Source organism: Paenibacillus sp. FSL K6-0276 (genome assembly GCF_037977235.1).
Classification (GTDB): domain Bacteria; phylum Bacillota; class Bacilli; order Paenibacillales; family Paenibacillaceae; genus Paenibacillus_AQ.
Genome location: NZ_CP150276.1, coordinates 2,582,347 through 2,597,654, shown reverse-complemented (window position 1 = coordinate 2,597,654; position 15,308 = coordinate 2,582,347). Strand labels below are relative to the sequence as shown.

Here is a 15,308-nt window from a genome sequence, read left to right as displayed (position 1 = left end):
TCACCAGAAATTACAGCTGTTCATCAATTAATTTAAACCCACCACATTTCTGTCAGTGGCTCCTCAATCAACACTTGTTGAAGATTACTTACAGCTTTGGAGAAGCCTTCTTCCACAGACATCAATCCATCTTCATGCTCAATACTGACTACATAATCATAACCCACCAAACGAAGAGCGCTCATAATGTCAGCCCAAGTCTTAAGATCATGTCCAAAGCCAACCGAACGGAACTGCCATGCACGGTCAAGCATTTTGGTATAGGATTGCATATCTGTTAAGCCATGCATATTGACATTGACTGGATCAATGACTGTATCTTTAGCGTGGAAGTGATGGATTGCGCCTTGGCGCCCCAAAATATGAATCGCTTGCACCGGATCAATCCCTTGCCACCACATATGACTCGGATCTAGGTTAGCGCCGATCACTTCACCCGCAGCTTCTCTGAGTCGCAGCAGCGTACCTGGTGTGTGGACGGAGAATCCACCGTGCAGCTCAAGACCAACCTTCACATCATGCTTTGCGGCAAATGCTCCCCATTCGGTCCAGTAAGGAATCACTTTATTCTCCCATTGCCAATCCAGAATTTCTTGATAATCATTTGGCCATGGAGCTACCGGCCAGTTCGGATACTTGGCACCCTCATGATCACCTGGACATCCAGAGAACGTATTAACGACTGGAACACCTAGCTTTTGCGCCAATTTGACCGAGTTCACAAAGTCCTCATGATCCTTTTGGGCAAGCTCTTTTTGTGGGTGTAGCGGATTTCCGTGACAACTCAGTGCACTGATCGTCAATCCACGGGATTCCACGGCATGTTTGAATTCTTTCAATGCTGTCTCATTCTCGAGAAGCATCTTAGGATCACAATGACTGTTACCAGGATTGCCTCCTGTACCGACCTCTACCGCCCTTAGACCTTTGGATGCTACATAATCAAGAGCATCCTCCAGCTTGCGACCACCAAACAAGACCATAAATACTCCAAGTTTCATTGTAAGTCACCTCTTTTGCAAATAGTTTACTTACCTTCACCATACATATCGAAGTCTTTCAGCACTTGATTCTTCTCAGCAGATTCAAAAATAGCTTCAATCAAATTCTGAACACGTATTACTTCAGCATTCTTAACGATTGGTTCGGCTGTTCCCTCAATAACGGCTGCGAAATTGTCATAGAAGCTAGAGCGTAGTTCCGCTGGTTGAGGTAAAGCTTCTGTAATGGTAGCCCCTTCCGAAGGAGGCGCCATAGTTTTGGTTAATCCTACACCTGCACGAATAGGCTTCGGCTCGATTTTTTCACCTTCATTGTTTCTAGTTACTAATCGTCCAGTTAAAGACCAATCTTCAATAATTCCAGTACCTTCAATACCCTTCACATACCATCTAGGTAGCGTAATAAAGTTGGTTGTGCCAACCTCAACGATAGCTTTAATCCCATTCTCAAATTGCAGAATGGCTTCAAAACCATCATCTACATCATTGCCTAGAATAAAGCTCAGACTGCTACTCACACTGGTGACTTTGCTGTCGATCATAAATAAGAGCTGATCCAATAAATGAACGCCCCAATCCAGCAGCATTCCTCCACCTTGCGCCTTGACATGGCGCCAGTCTCCTGGAATACCATTCGCCCCGTGTACGCGAGATTCGATCTGGAACAAAGAACCGATGGTCTCTTGATCATACATTTTTTTGATAGTTAAGAAATCCTCATCCCAACGTCTGTTCTGGTGAACCATGAACACACGTCCTGCTGCATCTGCAGCGGCCAGCATTTCTTGAAGCTCTTGCTTCGACATAGCGACCGGCTTCTCACAAATAACATGTTTGCCAGCTTGGAGCGCACGTATAGCAATTTCTTTGTGCACATCATTTGGTGTAGCAATAAGAACAATCTCAACTGCAGGATCTGCTAATACTTCTTCATAACTCTCATAAGCCTTGTAACCAGCTTTGATGGAGTCCGTACGACGTGCTTCAAGCACGTCATATGTTCCAACCACTTCTAGGGAGTTTGTCTCCTTAATCAATTTTGCGTGATAACTTCCCATTCCTCCAAAGCCAACGATGACTACGGAATGTATGTTTGAGCTCATGACGTCCACTCCTGTTTCCATATTAATTATCTGATGTGCCTTCAAAATACACAGCGCGACCTGTACGTGAAGATTCATAAATAGCTTCTAAAATTTGAGTAACGACGAGGGCCTGTTCAGGTTTAACTACAGGTTCCTTGTCTTCTCTAACCGCTTCAAGCCAAAGGCGAGCTTCACGATCGGATTCGCTCTCTTGACCTCCGTCATAGAAAGCTACACCGCCAGCAGACAAATCTACTTTGGTCTCATACAGACGTCCACCACGGTCACCGTTTAGGCGCAGACCATCCTTCATATCTGCACCACCTTCTGTACCTGCAAGAAGCGTCTGAGCTTCTCGAAACTCAGATACATTAAGCGCCCAGCTGGATTCAAGTACAATTGTAGCACCATTTTCCATGGTAATAAATCCAAAAGCCGAATCTTCTACTTTAAATTGCTCAGGATCCCAAGGACCAAAAGCGTTTCCAGCGTTCTTTCGGTTACTCAGCTTATGGAATGACGAACCCATAACACTGCGTGGTTTGTAATTATCCATCATCCATAAGGTGAGATCAAGCGCATGCGTACCGATATCGATCAGTGGACCGCCACCTTGCTTTTCTTCATCCAGGAACACGCCCCAAGTAGGAACCGCACGACGACGTAGGGCAATTGCTTTTGCATAATAGATCTCACCAAGTTCGCCATTTTCGCAGATCGCTTTAAGGTACTCACTATCCGAACGATAACGGTTCTGGTAAGCGACAGACAACTTCATACCCGTACGCTTGGCAGCATCCAACATTTCTTGTGCTTGGGCTGTGGTTTTAGCCATTGGTTTCTCGCACATTACATGTTTACCAGCTTCCAATGCTGCAATAGTAATCACGGAGTGACTGTCATTTGGTGTACATACATGAACAATATCGAATCCTCCAGCTTTCAATAGCTCAAGGTAATCTGTGTAAACAGCCGCGCCTTCAGCACCATAGGTTTTTGCTGCTTCCTGTGCACGTTCTTCAACGGTATCGCAGAAGGCTACCATTTCAGCATCTTTTTGACGTGACAAACTTGGCATATGTTTTCCATTCGCGATACCACCGCAACCTACAATAGCAATTCTCAACTTATTAGACATGAACTTTTCCTCCTTGATTTGCGTATGCTTTTACCCAATTCAAACTATCTTCTACACTTTCTAATGGTGAACGACTGCAGAAATCCTGCTCTACTACCGCCCACTCCACATTTGCCTGTACAGCTGCATCTAAAATTGCAGTAAGGTTCACTTCACCTTCACCTAGCACAACAGTTTCCGGTGTGCCGTCTTCATGTTTCTTCAAATCCTTCAGATGGATGATCGGCAGTCTACCTGCGTATTTATGGATATATTCAACCGGATCATAGCCTGCATGATGGACCCAGCAAGTATCCATTTCCACTTGCAGTAGATCAGCCGGCACCTCTTCAAACAACCCATCAAAAGCAGTGCGGTCACTATCACCATATTTATCCGTTAATTCGAAATCATGATTGTGATACAGAAGAACCGCTCCGCCTGCTTTGCACTTTTCTCCAATGATCTTCAGATTCACTGCAATCTCTTCATAGTTACGTTGTTCTTCTGACAGATAAGGAACAATCAAATTAGGATTTCCAATTTCAAGATTGTATGAGATCTCTGCCTCTGTGTCATTCAACAATGCGTCATAGGGACGATGTGCGCCGAGCGCGACCAGTTCAAGCTCATTTAGCAATTGTTTAACTTCTGATGCGGTACGACCGAAAAAGTGAAAAAACTCTACGCCTTTATATCCAAGGGCTGCTACCTTGCGCAGTGTTCCTTCAAAATCCTGTTCTAGTTCTTCTCTAAGCGTGTACAATTGCAGACCTATCTTCAGCATTTCTAATCACTCCAATGGGTTTAGGTTAGCTTACTAATTCATTCAAACTTCACTTCGCTGCTCGTCCCCTAAGAGATCAATAGCAGCAATCACTTGAACAATAATGCTGTTTCAGAATTGATTAATCTGATTCTCATCAGTTTCCTTAAACTGTCATTCTTGTATGCATAGCTTATATCGACTCCGTATAGCGTAGATGGTCGATTTCTTTCTTTATTGCTTAGGTACATAGTAATATGAAAGCGTATATAATAAAATGAATAATATGATTAAAACATGAACAATCTGATTATCATTTCAAGACATCAAGGAGGACCTATGACTCAATCAACTACCTGTTACGTATTATCAGCTGGATTTTCATTTCATCGTAAACCTTTTCATATGTCTCATAGTCATGGAAATCAGAACTATTTAATTCGTCTGCAAACGGAGGGCCGAAGCCGAGCTATGATCGACGGTGTGATGACTCCAGTGGAGAGCGGCGATATCATGCTGTTTGCTCCTAACGATCCTTACTATTTAATAATAGATAAGGAAGACTATCCTGTAGGTAAACCGCGGATCGAAAGCGGAGATTATCATATTTTTTGTGAAGGAACTTGGATTGTTGAATGGTGGCAACGCGCTCAGAGACCCTCTCTCTTAAGCGTGCCATTAAGCGAGAATTTCCTCGGCTTGTTTCGTCAGCTCATTCTTGAGCACAGACGTCTTTCGGATTTCTCACCAGCGATATCCGCCTGTTATCTGCAAATCCTATGTATGGAAATCGACAGACTCATTACAGATCAGCCAGCAATTACTCCAAAAGGTTATCTGGCCTACCGAATGAAGCAATATGTTGAAGAGCATGCAACCTTACCTTTTCTGTTGGAGGATGTTGCAGCTCATGTAGATATTTCTGTCTCCCGTGCCGTTCATTTATTCAAGGAAGCCTTCGGTACTAGTATTATTAAATATGTAAATGATGTCCGACTAGAGATGGCGAGAGAACGGATAACCTTCAGTCCCATGCCGCTGGAGCAAGTAGCAGAAACCTGCGGTTTCGCGAATTATACTTATTTTCACCGCGTATTCCGAAGTCATTTCGGCATGTCACCTAGACAGTACCGTGTACACAGCAGAACACAAGTATGAATAAGGATAAGGCGTATAAATGAAAATAGGGCTGTCCCTTTAGCAGAAAACCTACTTCTAGGACAACCCCTGTTTCTATATTCAAACAAAACTCATGTTAATGAGATGATTATTCTTTTACAGCTGAAATGATTAGGAACATCGGTCTTCGATCCTCGTCCTTCATCCATGGATCATTTTTCATTTCATCGGAAGGCATAGGCTCCCTTACAGCTTTTATTGCAAATCCCTCTTCAATCAGGTCATTGAAATAAGTTGAGATCGTGCGATGATATTTAATCACATTTTCTGTTAAGAATGTGGTTTCACGCAATCCCTCAGACTGATAATGATCTACAGGCCAATGGAGACGATTTCCTTGTTCATCCACGTACCAGTCCTGTTCATTTCGAGAAGTAAAGATGGGATGTTCTACTGAAAATATAAAGCTGCCACCTGGCTTAAGGTAGGCATGAACCTTGCTACAGATGGCTTCAAAGGACTCGATATAATGTAAGGCCAATGGACTAATGACCACATCAAATTGCGAGTCGGCGAATTCAATGTCCTCAATAGGCATTTGGATATAGGTAATGGCAGGGTCGTCTGTTTTTTCACGCGCTTCTTGAAGCATTTTTTCAGAGATATCTACACCAATGACTGAACTCGCCTGCTGCTCACGTGCATACAGACAATGCCATCCGAATCCGCATCCTAAGTCAAGTACACTTTTATTATGTAAGTCTGGGAGAAGTGACTTTAATACATGCCATTCCCCTGCAGCTTCAAGTCCACCAATGGAACGAGGCATTTGTTTATAGGCTGAGAAGAAATTCGTATCATCGTACTTATTTTGTTTCATCAGATATACATCTCCAATCCATTATGTCTTCAAACACTATACTCTTAGTGACATATTCTTTTCAAATGGCCAATAGAAAAGGAGCATCATCTTGGAAGATCCGCTCCTTGTGTTTACTCTTATTCAGTTGCTCCTGCTTGCTCGGCGTTAACCGTACATGCTGTGAAATGGCGCCGTAATCCCCATTGGATCTTCGACTTTGAGCTGCGCACCAGGTTCCTGAGCGCTCTGCCTTTAGCAAGGCTTTTTGTGTCTTGGTTCGTGCCATGTGCACCACTCTCCTATTAATTGGTGAATAATTCTTAATCTTATATACATGAGACTTTGAGACAACTATATTTTAACATAATACAGACTATGAACACAGCCAGAATTCCGGTACACTTATAAAAAAGCTAGTATTCTATCCTATCTAAAAAGATTCGGAGGTTTAAGTTATGAATTACGAGGTTTTGTATGAGGGTGCTTTTGCTATGTTGAAGGTACACCTGAACCCAGGTGAGAGCGTGAAAGCTGAGATGGGCGCAATGGTCGCAATGTCACCTAACGTAGAATTAAAAGGAACCGCTGATGGTGGTATAATGCGAGGTCTGGGCAGAATGCTAAGCGGAGAAAAGTTTTTCTTTCAGGAACTCAGAGCTACACGTGGTCAAAGCGAGGTACTGCTATCTCCTGGCTCATTAGGTGATATCCAAGCTATCGAATTAGACGGATCATATAAGCTGTTAGTTCAGAAGGACGGATTCTTAGCTGGAACTGAAGGCATTCAAGTGAATACCAAAATGCAAAATTTGACGCGAGGTCTCTTCTCCGGTGAGGGCTTCTTTATTGTTGAAATCAGTGGTAAAGGAACTGTGTTCTTGTCCTCCTTCGGAGCTATCCACGCCATTAATTTAGCACCTGGTGAAGAGATGATTATCGATAACGGGCATCTCGTCGCATGGCCAGATTATATGGACTACAAGGTAGAAAAAGCGGCCGCCGGCTGGTTAAACAGTTTAACCAGTGGTGAAGCACTCGTCTGCCGATTCCGCGGAGAAGGGGTAATCCTTGTTCAGAGCCGTAACCCTGGCAGCTTCGGGACGTGGATTAAATCCTTCGTACCTACTCGAAGCTAAGAAAAAAGACGCAGGCTATTCCATAAGTGGATTTCCTTTAACAATCTAAAACGTATCGTAGCGCTTCTCACGTTATTTAAGAAGCTGCTTTGCGTGAAGATTAAGGAATATCTCCCTATAATTCAGAGATTTCTGCGCATTTGACTACTAACTAGGGAATATCTCCCTATAATTCAACTGATTTGTTGTGAAATATAGCTATTTCGCCGACTTATAGGGAGGATTTCCCCATTTCCACTCATAAAGGTCAATTATCAGTTATTTTTAGGGAGTTTTTCCCTATTTACTTTTCCGAAAAAGAAGCTGCCCCATAAGTAGCATTTACTACTTTTGAGACAGCTTCTTTTTTAGTTAGAAAGTGGACCTTACGAAACCGCTTTGTTTGCTTTTTCTTTTTTGCATCCAGTACGTTTACATGTGCCATAAGTGCCCTTAAAATCAAGGCGGTGATCCGTGACGTTAAAGCCATATTCACGTTCCACTCTCTTCTCCAGCTCCACCAGCCAGTCATCCTTAATTTCCTCCAACCTGCCGCACACGCTGCATATCAAATGATGATGCATGTGAGAATGATCATTCCCGCGCAGATCGTAACGAGCAACTCCATCTCCGAAGTTCATCTTTTCTACAATGTGAAGCTCGCATAAGAGCTCAAGTGTACGGTATACCGTTGCCAATCCAAGATGCGGATAGCTGAGCTTAACTAGCATATATACTTCTTCTACACTTAGATGATCTTTCTCATTGTCCAGCAATATGTTCACTATGGCCTCACGCTGGGGCGTTAATTTATATTTTTGCGCCGCAAACAGCTGACTGATATTTGAAATTTGATTCATTTGATCTCCTACCTTCCCGGAATGCTTTAACATCCTTACCCACTGAGATGCACCCATTTATGCATCAGAATATAAAACGTAAATAGTAATCGTTACGATATAATCACAACAAAATTAACCACGAATGAATAGAGCCTGACATTATTATAACATCTCAGCCCATTTATCCAAAGTTACTTCACCCAATCAAGCCCATATTTCTACCGAAATCTACTTTTCCGTGAAATAATGTATGTTTGAGCGCAACCTTTCCATATTTTTCTGCGTTAAAGGAATTGATAGCGGCCACGAGGCCTATCCATACAACGAGGTGAAATGAACATGAATATGAAAAAAAGAACGTTAGCAGCGATTACAACAGTAACCATTCTCTCCTTCTCTTTGGGTGGCCATATGTTTGCAGCTGGAAACACCTTTAAGGATATTGACAACATAAACGGCAAAGAAAAAATCATTTCTTTAAAAAACCAAGGCTTAATCAAAGGGGTTAGTGAATCCCAATTCCTACCCAGCTCCAAAGTAACAACAGCACAAGGCATCCAGTTCATTTCAGGTGGTCTCCAGCTTAGCCTCGCGGCAATTGATTTCAACAAAGCTCCCGTTGCTAGCGGTTTGTTCACGAAAGTCACAGATAAAGCATGGTACGCTGAAGCCTTCATCAATGCTTACTACAATCGTGTTGAGCTTCCCAAGGATATCGATCCTACCAAAACAATGACCAAAGAAGAGTTCACTAACTACCTAGTGCAAGGGGTAGAAGGCATTGGTAATCTGCCGATGATCAAATTAGTGCCAGTAGACATCACTGACGATGCTGCGCTTAATCCCTCTTATCAAGGAAGTGTTCAACGTTCGCTTAAATACAAGATCAATAGTTTAGACGCAAACGGGAAGTTTAATCCGAAAAGTGAACTCACCCGCGCCGAAGCCGCAATAATGCTCTATAACGCTTTGGAATTTCTGAAGACTGGTATTATATCCTAACTTATAAGAGGCACTCCACTGTTCTGAATGATGTACACGAAAAAGCAGCCCAGGCATAGTCCTGAACTGCTTTTTTTTGCGTGTTGATCGTCTTCTATACTTCTTCACCACTAATTCTGTTCAGAAATTGCAGAGCACGAGGATGCTTTGGATGCTCAAGAACTTCTTGTGGAGTCCCTTGCTCTAGAATATGGCCTCCATCCATCAGAATGATCCGATCAGCCACATCAGCAGCAAATTTCATCTCATGGGTCACAATCACCATCGTCATTCCCTCTGCCGCTAACTGTTTAATAACCTTAAGCACTTCCCCCACAAGCTCAGGATCAAGCGCAGAAGTAGGCTCATCGAACAACAGCACCTCTGGATCAACTGCCATAGCACGAGCGATGGCAACCCGTTGCTGCTGACCACCAGACAGTTGGTGCGGATAAGCATCCGTTTTGTCCGCCAAACCTACTTTAGCTAACAACTGAAGGGCACGTTCGCGTGCTTCGTCCTTAGATCGTTTCTGAACAGTCACCTGCCCCTCCATCACGTTGCCAAGTGCAGTCATATGGGGAAAAAGATTATAGGATTGAAAGACCATCCCTGTTTTTTGACGTAACGCCAAAACGGACTTCTGCGGGATTTTCTTATTATCCGTAAAATTAATTTTAATATTACTGAGCGATAAGCTTCCTTGATCAGGGATTTCAAGCAGATTAAAGCAGCGTAATAGTGTAGTTTTACCTGAACCCGATGGACCAATAATAACAAGCACCTTGCCATGCTCCATTTTGAGATCAATGCCCTTTAATACCTGTAGCTCACCGAAGGATTTATGCATATTAAGGATTTCAATCATAACTGTCTCTCCTTTAGCTCGCAGAGTAACGACTCAGTCGTTTCTCCAAGTAATTTTGCAGTGCTGACAACACAGAGCAGAATAGTAAATAGAACAATCCTGCTTCGCAATAGATCAGCAGTGGCTCATAGGAGGTGGAAGCAACCTGCTGTGCTGTTCTGAACATCTCCGTATAGGTAATGGTCGCTGCTAGTGAAGTGTCTTTGACCAAGCTAATAAAGGAATTCGATAACGGCGGTACAGAAACACGGGCAGCTTGTGGCAGTATAACACGGCGCAGTGCTTGCGCACGAGTCATCCCAACGGAGAAGGCCGCTTCCCACTGACCTTTATGTATCGACAGGATAGCAGCACGTACAATTTCTGATGAATAAGCTCCTACACTAAGCGTAAATCCAATGGTCGCGGCTATGAATGGGTCGAGTACAATTCCAACTGCGGGCAAACCATAGAAAATAATGAATAGTTGTACCAATAAAGGGGTTCCACGAATGACCCATACATAAAAGCGGGCGATTAGCTTCGGAAGCACCCATGGGGAGAGACGAGCTAGTGCAGTCAATATCGCTAAAATCAGTCCCAATACAAATGAGATCAATGCTAAAGGAATGGTAAAAGCCACCCCAGCTTTTAGCAGAGGTAGCAGTGAATCCAAGAAAATTTGTATTTTGCGGTCATCCATTTTCAGGCATCCTTTTTTGGCTCCAAGCTAGGTTAGCTTCCGAAACCTTGTATTATTTTGAAACGTCAGCACCAAAGTATTTCTCAGAAATCTTTAAGTACGTTCCATTGCTCTTCATTTCAACAATCGCATCACTGACTGCTTTCACCAACTCGTCGTTGCCTTTCAGGAACACAGCGGCACTTTGCGAACCGTCAGGAATCTCATCTACCACTTTAATTTTCACATCAGGTTTCTGTTTTTTCAGATCCAGATAAGACAAGCCATCATTGACAGTCGCATCTATTCGGCCTGAGGTCAGTAGGTCCATCGCTTGATTAAAGCCGTCTGTAGCTACAATTTCAGCGCCGTTCTCACGGGCGATATCGGACAGGTTGCTGGTTAGAGATTGTCCAGCTTTTTTCCCCTTAAGATCTGCAAAAGTCTTGATATCCTCATTGTTTTCACTTACAATCAATACCGCTTTAGATACGATATACGGTTCAGAGAAATCATATTTCACTTTACGATCTTCATTTATGGATACTTCGTTAAAAATAACATCAAACCGTTTCGCGTCCATTCCGGCAAAAATACCATCCCACTGTGTCTCAAAAAATTCAGGCTCAACACCCAAACGCTTTGCTACTTCCTCAGCAATTTCTACGTCAAAACCTGTCAGTTTACCCGATGCATCATGGTAAGTAAAAGGTGCATAGGTCCCTTCCGTTCCTATCCGCAATTTGCCGCTAGCTTTAACAGCTTCCAGGCTGTTTTTAGCTGAAGATGTACCGCCATTAGTTACAGCTGAAGAGTTCCTAGAAGTATCGGTATTCGAATGATTGCCGCACGCCGCTACAAACACCACGGTTAACGCCAACAGAATAGTTAAACTTATTTTTCTCATTATTAATTCCCCTCTCTTTACCCGGAATATATCCGGTAAATTGTATACTACACTGGCATCAGGTTACCGTCAATGGTTTTTTCCGATTATATACATCGGAATTGTAATATTAGGTAAATCTCTACCCTTATATTACCCATTCTTAGAATAATCCTTCACAAGATCCTCTCTTTACATCTCAGAAAGTTATGGTATATTTATAAACAAATTAAATATGGATCTGTTATTTCACTAGGGGAGTCGGCCGACTGAGACGGAGCTTCAAGCTCCGGACCCTTGGAACCTGATCTGGATCATACCAGCGGAGGGAAGTGGAGCAGAATTTTCATCCCATGCATTTTTAGTGTTCCTATGCTGAATGAACTTTTTGACCCATTTGTTTCCCACCGGAAATGAATGGGTCTTTATTTGTTTACATTCAATCACAAAACTTAAGCACATGCTTACGAAGCGAGTTTTGTACGAAGCTTCTCAGGTAGCCTATGCTATACAAAACTTTTAGCGTATGCTTCCGAAGCTAGTTTTGTTTGAAGCTACACAAGAAGTATATCTATCACAAAACTTTTAGGAGGTTAGATCATTACAACAATCCTATCCATTCAGGAACTAACCTACTCTTTTCCCGAATCTAAACAGCCCCCTATATTTGCAAACATAAACATGGATATCAGGCAAGGGGAGTTTGTCTCTGTCATCGGGGCTAGCGGATGCGGGAAAAGCACACTTTTCAAAACTATAGCAGGCTTGCTCGATCCCACTCATGGGAAAATAATGATTCATTCGAGCCCATCAGCATCTATACGCTTAGGTCAGATCGCTTACATGCCGCAGCAGGACTTGTTACTGCCGTGGAGAACAGTGCTCGACAACTGTCTATTGCCCTGGGAAATCAAGCCAAGGTTCAGTAAACAACAGACGATCTCTCATATTCGGGAAATGCTGTCACGCTTCGGTTTAGCCGATGTAGAGAAGGCATACCCCCATGAGCTATCGGGTGGCATGAAACAGCGAGTCGCATTTCTGCGAACGCTTGTGGCTGGTGGCGGGGGTGGTCTTATGCTGTTAGATGAGCCATTTGGAGCGCTCGACGCTATGACCAAACGAGAGATACACCGTTGGCTATTAGAGCTTTGGGATGAACTAAGTCAACCGGTGATGCTCATCACCCATGATCTGGAAGAGGCGGTATTGCTAAGCGATCGAATTTATTTATTGTCTGGAGGCGCGCATAGCGAATTACAGGAGATCATTGTTGATTTACCGAGGCCAAGACATTACAAAATGAACTATGAACCCCAGTTTATAGCATTGCGGGAAGAGTTGGAGCGGAGACTTTATGCAGCCCATACCTTTTAAAAAACATCTAGATAACTATGGTCCCTTTATTCTACTGGTGTTGTTCATTCTTGTGATCTGGGAGTCAGCTGTTCGTCTTCACTTGATTCCAGCCTTTATCCTCCCTGCACCTTCTTCAATATGTATCGCTTTGATTGAGCACAGACAATTACTACTCGGACAGCATCTATTGGCGACGCTGCAGGAAATATTGGTAGGTTTTGTACTTTCAGTTATCTGTGGTGCACTGCTGGGCACCGGAATGTTCTTGTTTCGACCGCTTGAAAAGGCCATCTATCCCTTCCTTATTATCAGTCAGACGATCCCGTTAATCGCGCTATCCCCCATTTTTATTATGTGGTTCGGATATACGCTGTGGAGCAAAGTGGCGGTTGTGTTTCTAACTGCATTTTTCCCAGTCGTCGTGAGTACATATGATGGACTTCGTACAAGTGGTCAGGCATACAAGGATTTATTGTTAACATTTGGTGCAAACCGCTGGCAACTGCTTGCTAAAACTCAAATTCCGCTGGCGCTGCCCACATTTTTCTCAGGACTAAAGCTATCCATTGTGTACTGCGTGATTGGAGCAACCATCGGCGAATGGCTCGGCGGCAGCAAAGGACTCGGTTACTTTAGCCGAAGGATGGCAGGAAATATACAAAGTGCTGAAATGTTCGCCGCAGTATTTCTGTTGTCCGCGCTCGGTATGGTGCTGTTTCTGATGATAGCTCTGCTCGAAGCACTATTTTTAAAGAAAAGAGGATCTAAGCGATGAATGATTTGAATACCAAAAGAAAATGGCTTATTCCCGTGTTTCTTATCTGTTCAGTTCTAATCTTCACCAGCTGCGGAAAGGCATCCAACGTAAGTAATCCTTCTGCTAATTCTTCTAATAACGAAAATAAACAAACGCATAAGCTGACGATTATGCTCGATTGGTATCCCAATGCCGTTCACTCTTTTTTATATGCTGCTGAGCAAAATGGGTATTTCAAAGATGAAGGTATGGACGTAGAGATCCAAATGCCCGCAGACAGCAATGATGCACTGAAACTTGTGGCAGCGAATCAAATCGATTTAGCGCTTAGTTATCAGCCTCAGGTGCTCATGGCACGTAGTGAGAACATTCCAGTACGTTCGATTGCAGCGATTGTGAGGCATCCACTTAATCATTTAATGGTACCTCAAGCTGGAGACATACGAAGTCCCAAAGATCTCACTGGTAAACAGATTGGGTATTCTTCCATCCCTCTTTATGAGGCCATGATTCGTACGATGATTCATAACGATGGGGGTGACTCTAACGCCAGCAAATTAATCGACGTAGGCTTTGACCTTATTCCAGCGATTGCAACCGGGCAAGTAGATGCCATTATGGGTGGGTTCATTAACCACGAACAATTAATCCTAGAAAAAGAAGGTCATCCCGTTAACTCGTTCAATCCCACGGACTACGGAGTACCCGATTATTACGAGCTAGTACTTGTCGCCAGCGATCAGGGAGTACAAAATTCTGAGTCCTACTTCAAAAAGTTTCTAAACGCCATTACTAAAGGACAGCATTATGTGCAGGAGAATCCGGAAAAAGCATTAAATTTACTGCTTGCACACGAAGATGCGACCTCTCCACTCGATAAGCAAATTGAAGAGAAGAGTCTGGAGATTCTACTACCGCTAATGAATGCGGGTGACCATGAATTTGGATATCAAGAGCCCGCGTCTTGGGAAAAGGTACGACAATGGCTATCGGACAATGATTTACTGTCTACTGACATCAAAGCTGAGGATGCTTTTATCAATCTTTAAACATTAGCTATTCGCTCATAAAACTTGAGGAGGAATTATCATGAGTTATCTATCCAAAGTACGGGAATCCAATCCACTGGTCCACAATATCACCAACATCGTGGTAGCCAATTTCTCAGCAAACGGTCTTTTGGCGCTCGGTGCCTCCCCCTTTATGGCGGATGCTCACGAGGAAGTGGTAGATATCGCCGCATTTTCGGCTGCCGTTGTTCTAAATATCGGCACACTGAATGACTACGCCATTCAATCCATGGTGCTCGCAGGACAATCTGCGAATAAACATGGCGTTCCCTTAGTTCTTGATCCAGTAGGTGCGGGAGCAACTTCTTATCGAACCTCTGTCACACAAAAGCTCGTAAATGAGATGCAAATTACCGCTCTACGTGGCAACGTGGCTGAAGTCGCGAATGTAATTGGTGAGAGCTGGTCTATTAAAGGTGTGGATGCTGGCGAAGGGGATGGCGATGTAGTCGTCTTGGCTGAGACTGCCGCGCGGAAGTTAGGTTGTGTAGTTATCATCACTGGAAAAGACGATGTGATCACCAATGGAGAAAGAACCTTTATCGCCAGCAACGGTCACCCCATCCTAACCAAGGTTACTGGAACTGGCTGCTTGCTCAGCGCTGTCGTGGGTGCCTTTCTAGCGGTAAGTGAAGGAGCATCTCTTGAGGCCGCAGTGGAAGCTCTCTCCTTCTACGGAGTGGCTGCTGAAATCGCCGCTGAACTAACCGCTGGTCAAGGTCCGGGGAGCTTTCAAATCGAGTTTCTGAATCAATTGAGTTTGGTCATACCTGAAACTTATAAAGAAAAATCATTCATTAAGCAACTCAGATAACGACC

Annotated in this window: 17 protein-coding genes and 1 riboswitch; of the genes, 7 read left to right on the top strand and 10 right to left on the bottom strand. The window is 43.5% G+C overall.

Translation table 11 applies throughout. From position 1 onward, the window contains the following. Nucleotides 1-32 precede the first annotated feature (32 nt). Genes MHH52_RS11975 through MHH52_RS11960 form a run of 4 tightly spaced genes read right to left on the bottom strand, consistent with a single transcriptional unit; the run spans nt 33 to nt 3,990 of the window. Complete coding sequence (locus MHH52_RS11975; RefSeq protein ID WP_340008791.1) at nt 33-1,001, bottom strand: sugar phosphate isomerase/epimerase; 969 nt, start codon at nt 999-1,001, stop codon at nt 33-35. A 26-nt stretch (nt 1,002-1,027) separates the two neighbouring features. After that, entirely contained in the window at nt 1,028-2,104 is a 1,077-nt protein-coding gene (locus tag MHH52_RS11970) for a Gfo/Idh/MocA family oxidoreductase (protein ID WP_340008790.1), read from the bottom strand. Nucleotides 2,105-2,126: 22 nt separating this feature from the next. Continuing rightward, nucleotides 2,127-3,224, bottom strand: coding sequence for a Gfo/Idh/MocA family oxidoreductase (locus tag MHH52_RS11965; RefSeq protein WP_340008788.1), 1,098 nt, complete (start codon nt 3,222-3,224; stop codon nt 2,127-2,129). Further along, nucleotides 3,217-3,990: a sugar phosphate isomerase/epimerase gene (locus MHH52_RS11960; RefSeq protein WP_340008786.1), complete on the bottom strand. Its 774-nt coding sequence runs from the start codon at nt 3,988-3,990 to the stop codon at nt 3,217-3,219. The genes MHH52_RS11965 and MHH52_RS11960 overlap by 8 nt, the downstream gene beginning before the upstream one ends. A gap of 318 nt (nt 3,991-4,308) precedes the next feature. Here MHH52_RS11960 and MHH52_RS11955 point away from each other — a divergent pair, with 318 nt between their 5' ends. Continuing rightward, on the top strand, nt 4,309-5,127 hold the full coding sequence (locus MHH52_RS11955; protein ID WP_340008784.1) for an AraC family transcriptional regulator: 819 nt from the start codon (nt 4,309-4,311) through the stop codon (nt 5,125-5,127). 109 nt (nt 5,128-5,236) lie between these two features. Here MHH52_RS11955 and MHH52_RS11950 read toward each other — a convergent pair whose 3' ends face one another. Together MHH52_RS11950 and MHH52_RS11945 are read right to left on the bottom strand one after the other, a co-directional pair. Then, the gene (locus tag MHH52_RS11950; protein WP_340008782.1) at nt 5,237-5,968 is read right to left on the bottom strand and encodes a class I SAM-dependent methyltransferase; all 732 of its coding nucleotides are present in this window, start codon (nt 5,966-5,968) and stop codon (nt 5,237-5,239) included. A 61-nt stretch (nt 5,969-6,029) separates the two neighbouring features. Then, nucleotides 6,030-6,236, bottom strand: a complete 207-nt coding sequence (locus tag MHH52_RS11945) for a hypothetical protein (protein WP_313638337.1) — start codon at nt 6,234-6,236, stop codon at nt 6,030-6,032. Between the two features lie 169 nt (nt 6,237-6,405). Here MHH52_RS11945 and MHH52_RS11940 point away from each other — a divergent pair, with 169 nt between their 5' ends. Beyond that, nucleotides 6,406-7,086, top strand: coding sequence for a TIGR00266 family protein (locus tag MHH52_RS11940; RefSeq protein ID WP_313638336.1), 681 nt, complete (start codon nt 6,406-6,408; stop codon nt 7,084-7,086). Between the two features lie 365 nt (nt 7,087-7,451). Here MHH52_RS11940 and MHH52_RS11935 read toward each other — a convergent pair whose 3' ends face one another. After that, nucleotides 7,452-7,925, bottom strand: a complete 474-nt coding sequence (locus MHH52_RS11935; RefSeq protein ID WP_340008780.1) for a transcriptional repressor — start codon at nt 7,923-7,925, stop codon at nt 7,452-7,454. Nucleotides 7,926-8,246: 321 nt separating this feature from the next. Between MHH52_RS11935 and MHH52_RS11930 the strand changes: the two genes are divergently transcribed. Next, complete coding sequence (locus tag MHH52_RS11930) at nt 8,247-8,909, top strand: S-layer homology domain-containing protein (protein WP_340008779.1); 663 nt, start codon at nt 8,247-8,249, stop codon at nt 8,907-8,909. A gap of 94 nt (nt 8,910-9,003) precedes the next feature. Here MHH52_RS11930 and MHH52_RS11925 read toward each other — a convergent pair whose 3' ends face one another. The 3 genes from MHH52_RS11925 to MHH52_RS11915 are packed head-to-tail and all read right to left on the bottom strand — an operon-like array spanning nt 9,004 to nt 11,324. Then, nucleotides 9,004-9,756 carry an amino acid ABC transporter ATP-binding protein gene (locus tag MHH52_RS11925; protein ID WP_340008777.1) on the bottom strand — a complete coding sequence of 251 codons (753 nt, stop codon included), beginning with the start codon at nt 9,754-9,756 and terminating at the stop codon, nt 9,004-9,006. A gap of 13 nt (nt 9,757-9,769) precedes the next feature. Continuing rightward, complete coding sequence (locus tag MHH52_RS11920) at nt 9,770-10,438, bottom strand: amino acid ABC transporter permease (RefSeq protein ID WP_340008775.1); 669 nt, start codon at nt 10,436-10,438, stop codon at nt 9,770-9,772. A 52-nt stretch (nt 10,439-10,490) separates the two neighbouring features. Then, on the bottom strand, nt 10,491-11,324 hold the full coding sequence (locus MHH52_RS11915) for an amino acid ABC transporter substrate-binding protein (protein ID WP_340008774.1): 834 nt from the start codon (nt 11,322-11,324) through the stop codon (nt 10,491-10,493). A gap of 223 nt (nt 11,325-11,547) precedes the next feature. Then, nucleotides 11,548-11,651, top strand: a riboswitch (TPP riboswitch). Between the two features lie 333 nt (nt 11,652-11,984). On the opposite strand from MHH52_RS11915, the gene MHH52_RS11910 reads away from it, so the two are divergent. From MHH52_RS11910 to thiM, 4 genes are read left to right on the top strand one after another with little or no spacing between them, the layout of a single operon-like run. Further along, entirely contained in the window at nt 11,985-12,680 is a 696-nt protein-coding gene (locus MHH52_RS11910) for an ABC transporter ATP-binding protein (protein WP_340008772.1), read from the top strand. Next, nucleotides 12,661-13,437, top strand: a complete 777-nt coding sequence (locus MHH52_RS11905) for an ABC transporter permease (protein ID WP_340008770.1) — start codon at nt 12,661-12,663, stop codon at nt 13,435-13,437. The genes MHH52_RS11910 and MHH52_RS11905 overlap by 20 nt, the downstream gene beginning before the upstream one ends. Beyond that, the gene (locus MHH52_RS11900) at nt 13,434-14,468 is read left to right on the top strand and encodes an ABC transporter substrate-binding protein (RefSeq protein WP_340008768.1); all 1,035 of its coding nucleotides are present in this window, start codon (nt 13,434-13,436) and stop codon (nt 14,466-14,468) included. The genes MHH52_RS11905 and MHH52_RS11900 overlap by 4 nt, the downstream gene beginning before the upstream one ends. Nucleotides 14,469-14,508: 40 nt before the next feature. Continuing rightward, a complete protein-coding gene (gene thiM / locus MHH52_RS11895; RefSeq protein ID WP_340008767.1) occupies nt 14,509-15,303 on the top strand; it encodes a hydroxyethylthiazole kinase in 795 nt (264 codons plus the stop codon). Nucleotides 15,304-15,308 lie beyond the last annotated feature (5 nt).

What these genes read in the sequence shown, in the direction of transcription:
- MHH52_RS11975 (WP_340008791.1), bottom strand. Translation starts at nt 1,001, where the DNA reads ATGAAACTTGGAGTATTTATGGTCTTGTTTGGTGGTCGCAAGCTGGAG.
- MHH52_RS11970 (WP_340008790.1), bottom strand. Translation starts at nt 2,104, where the DNA reads ATGAGCTCAAACATACATTCCGTAGTCATCGTTGGCTTTGGAGGAATG.
- MHH52_RS11965 (WP_340008788.1), bottom strand. Translation starts at nt 3,224, where the DNA reads ATGTCTAATAAGTTGAGAATTGCTATTGTAGGTTGCGGTGGTATCGCG.
- MHH52_RS11960 (WP_340008786.1), bottom strand. Translation starts at nt 3,990, where the DNA reads ATGCTGAAGATAGGTCTGCAATTGTACACGCTTAGAGAAGAACTAGAA.
- MHH52_RS11955 (WP_340008784.1), top strand. Translation starts at nt 4,309, where the DNA reads ATGACTCAATCAACTACCTGTTACGTATTATCAGCTGGATTTTCATTT.
- MHH52_RS11950 (WP_340008782.1), bottom strand. Translation starts at nt 5,968, where the DNA reads ATGAAACAAAATAAGTACGATGATACGAATTTCTTCTCAGCCTATAAA.
- MHH52_RS11945 (WP_313638337.1), bottom strand. Translation starts at nt 6,236, where the DNA reads ATGGCACGAACCAAGACACAAAAAGCCTTGCTAAAGGCAGAGCGCTCA.
- MHH52_RS11940 (WP_313638336.1), top strand. Translation starts at nt 6,406, where the DNA reads ATGAATTACGAGGTTTTGTATGAGGGTGCTTTTGCTATGTTGAAGGTA.
- MHH52_RS11935 (WP_340008780.1), bottom strand. Translation starts at nt 7,925, where the DNA reads ATGAATCAAATTTCAAATATCAGTCAGCTGTTTGCGGCGCAAAAATAT.
- MHH52_RS11930 (WP_340008779.1), top strand. Translation starts at nt 8,247, where the DNA reads ATGAATATGAAAAAAAGAACGTTAGCAGCGATTACAACAGTAACCATT.
- MHH52_RS11925 (WP_340008777.1), bottom strand. Translation starts at nt 9,756, where the DNA reads ATGATTGAAATCCTTAATATGCATAAATCCTTCGGTGAGCTACAGGTA.
- MHH52_RS11920 (WP_340008775.1), bottom strand. Translation starts at nt 10,438, where the DNA reads ATGGATGACCGCAAAATACAAATTTTCTTGGATTCACTGCTACCTCTG.
- MHH52_RS11915 (WP_340008774.1), bottom strand. Translation starts at nt 11,324, where the DNA reads ATGAGAAAAATAAGTTTAACTATTCTGTTGGCGTTAACCGTGGTGTTT.
- MHH52_RS11910 (WP_340008772.1), top strand. Translation starts at nt 11,985, where the DNA reads ATGGATATCAGGCAAGGGGAGTTTGTCTCTGTCATCGGGGCTAGCGGA.
- MHH52_RS11905 (WP_340008770.1), top strand. Translation starts at nt 12,661, where the DNA reads ATGCAGCCCATACCTTTTAAAAAACATCTAGATAACTATGGTCCCTTT.
- MHH52_RS11900 (WP_340008768.1), top strand. Translation starts at nt 13,434, where the DNA reads ATGAATGATTTGAATACCAAAAGAAAATGGCTTATTCCCGTGTTTCTT.
- thiM (WP_340008767.1), top strand. Translation starts at nt 14,509, where the DNA reads ATGAGTTATCTATCCAAAGTACGGGAATCCAATCCACTGGTCCACAAT.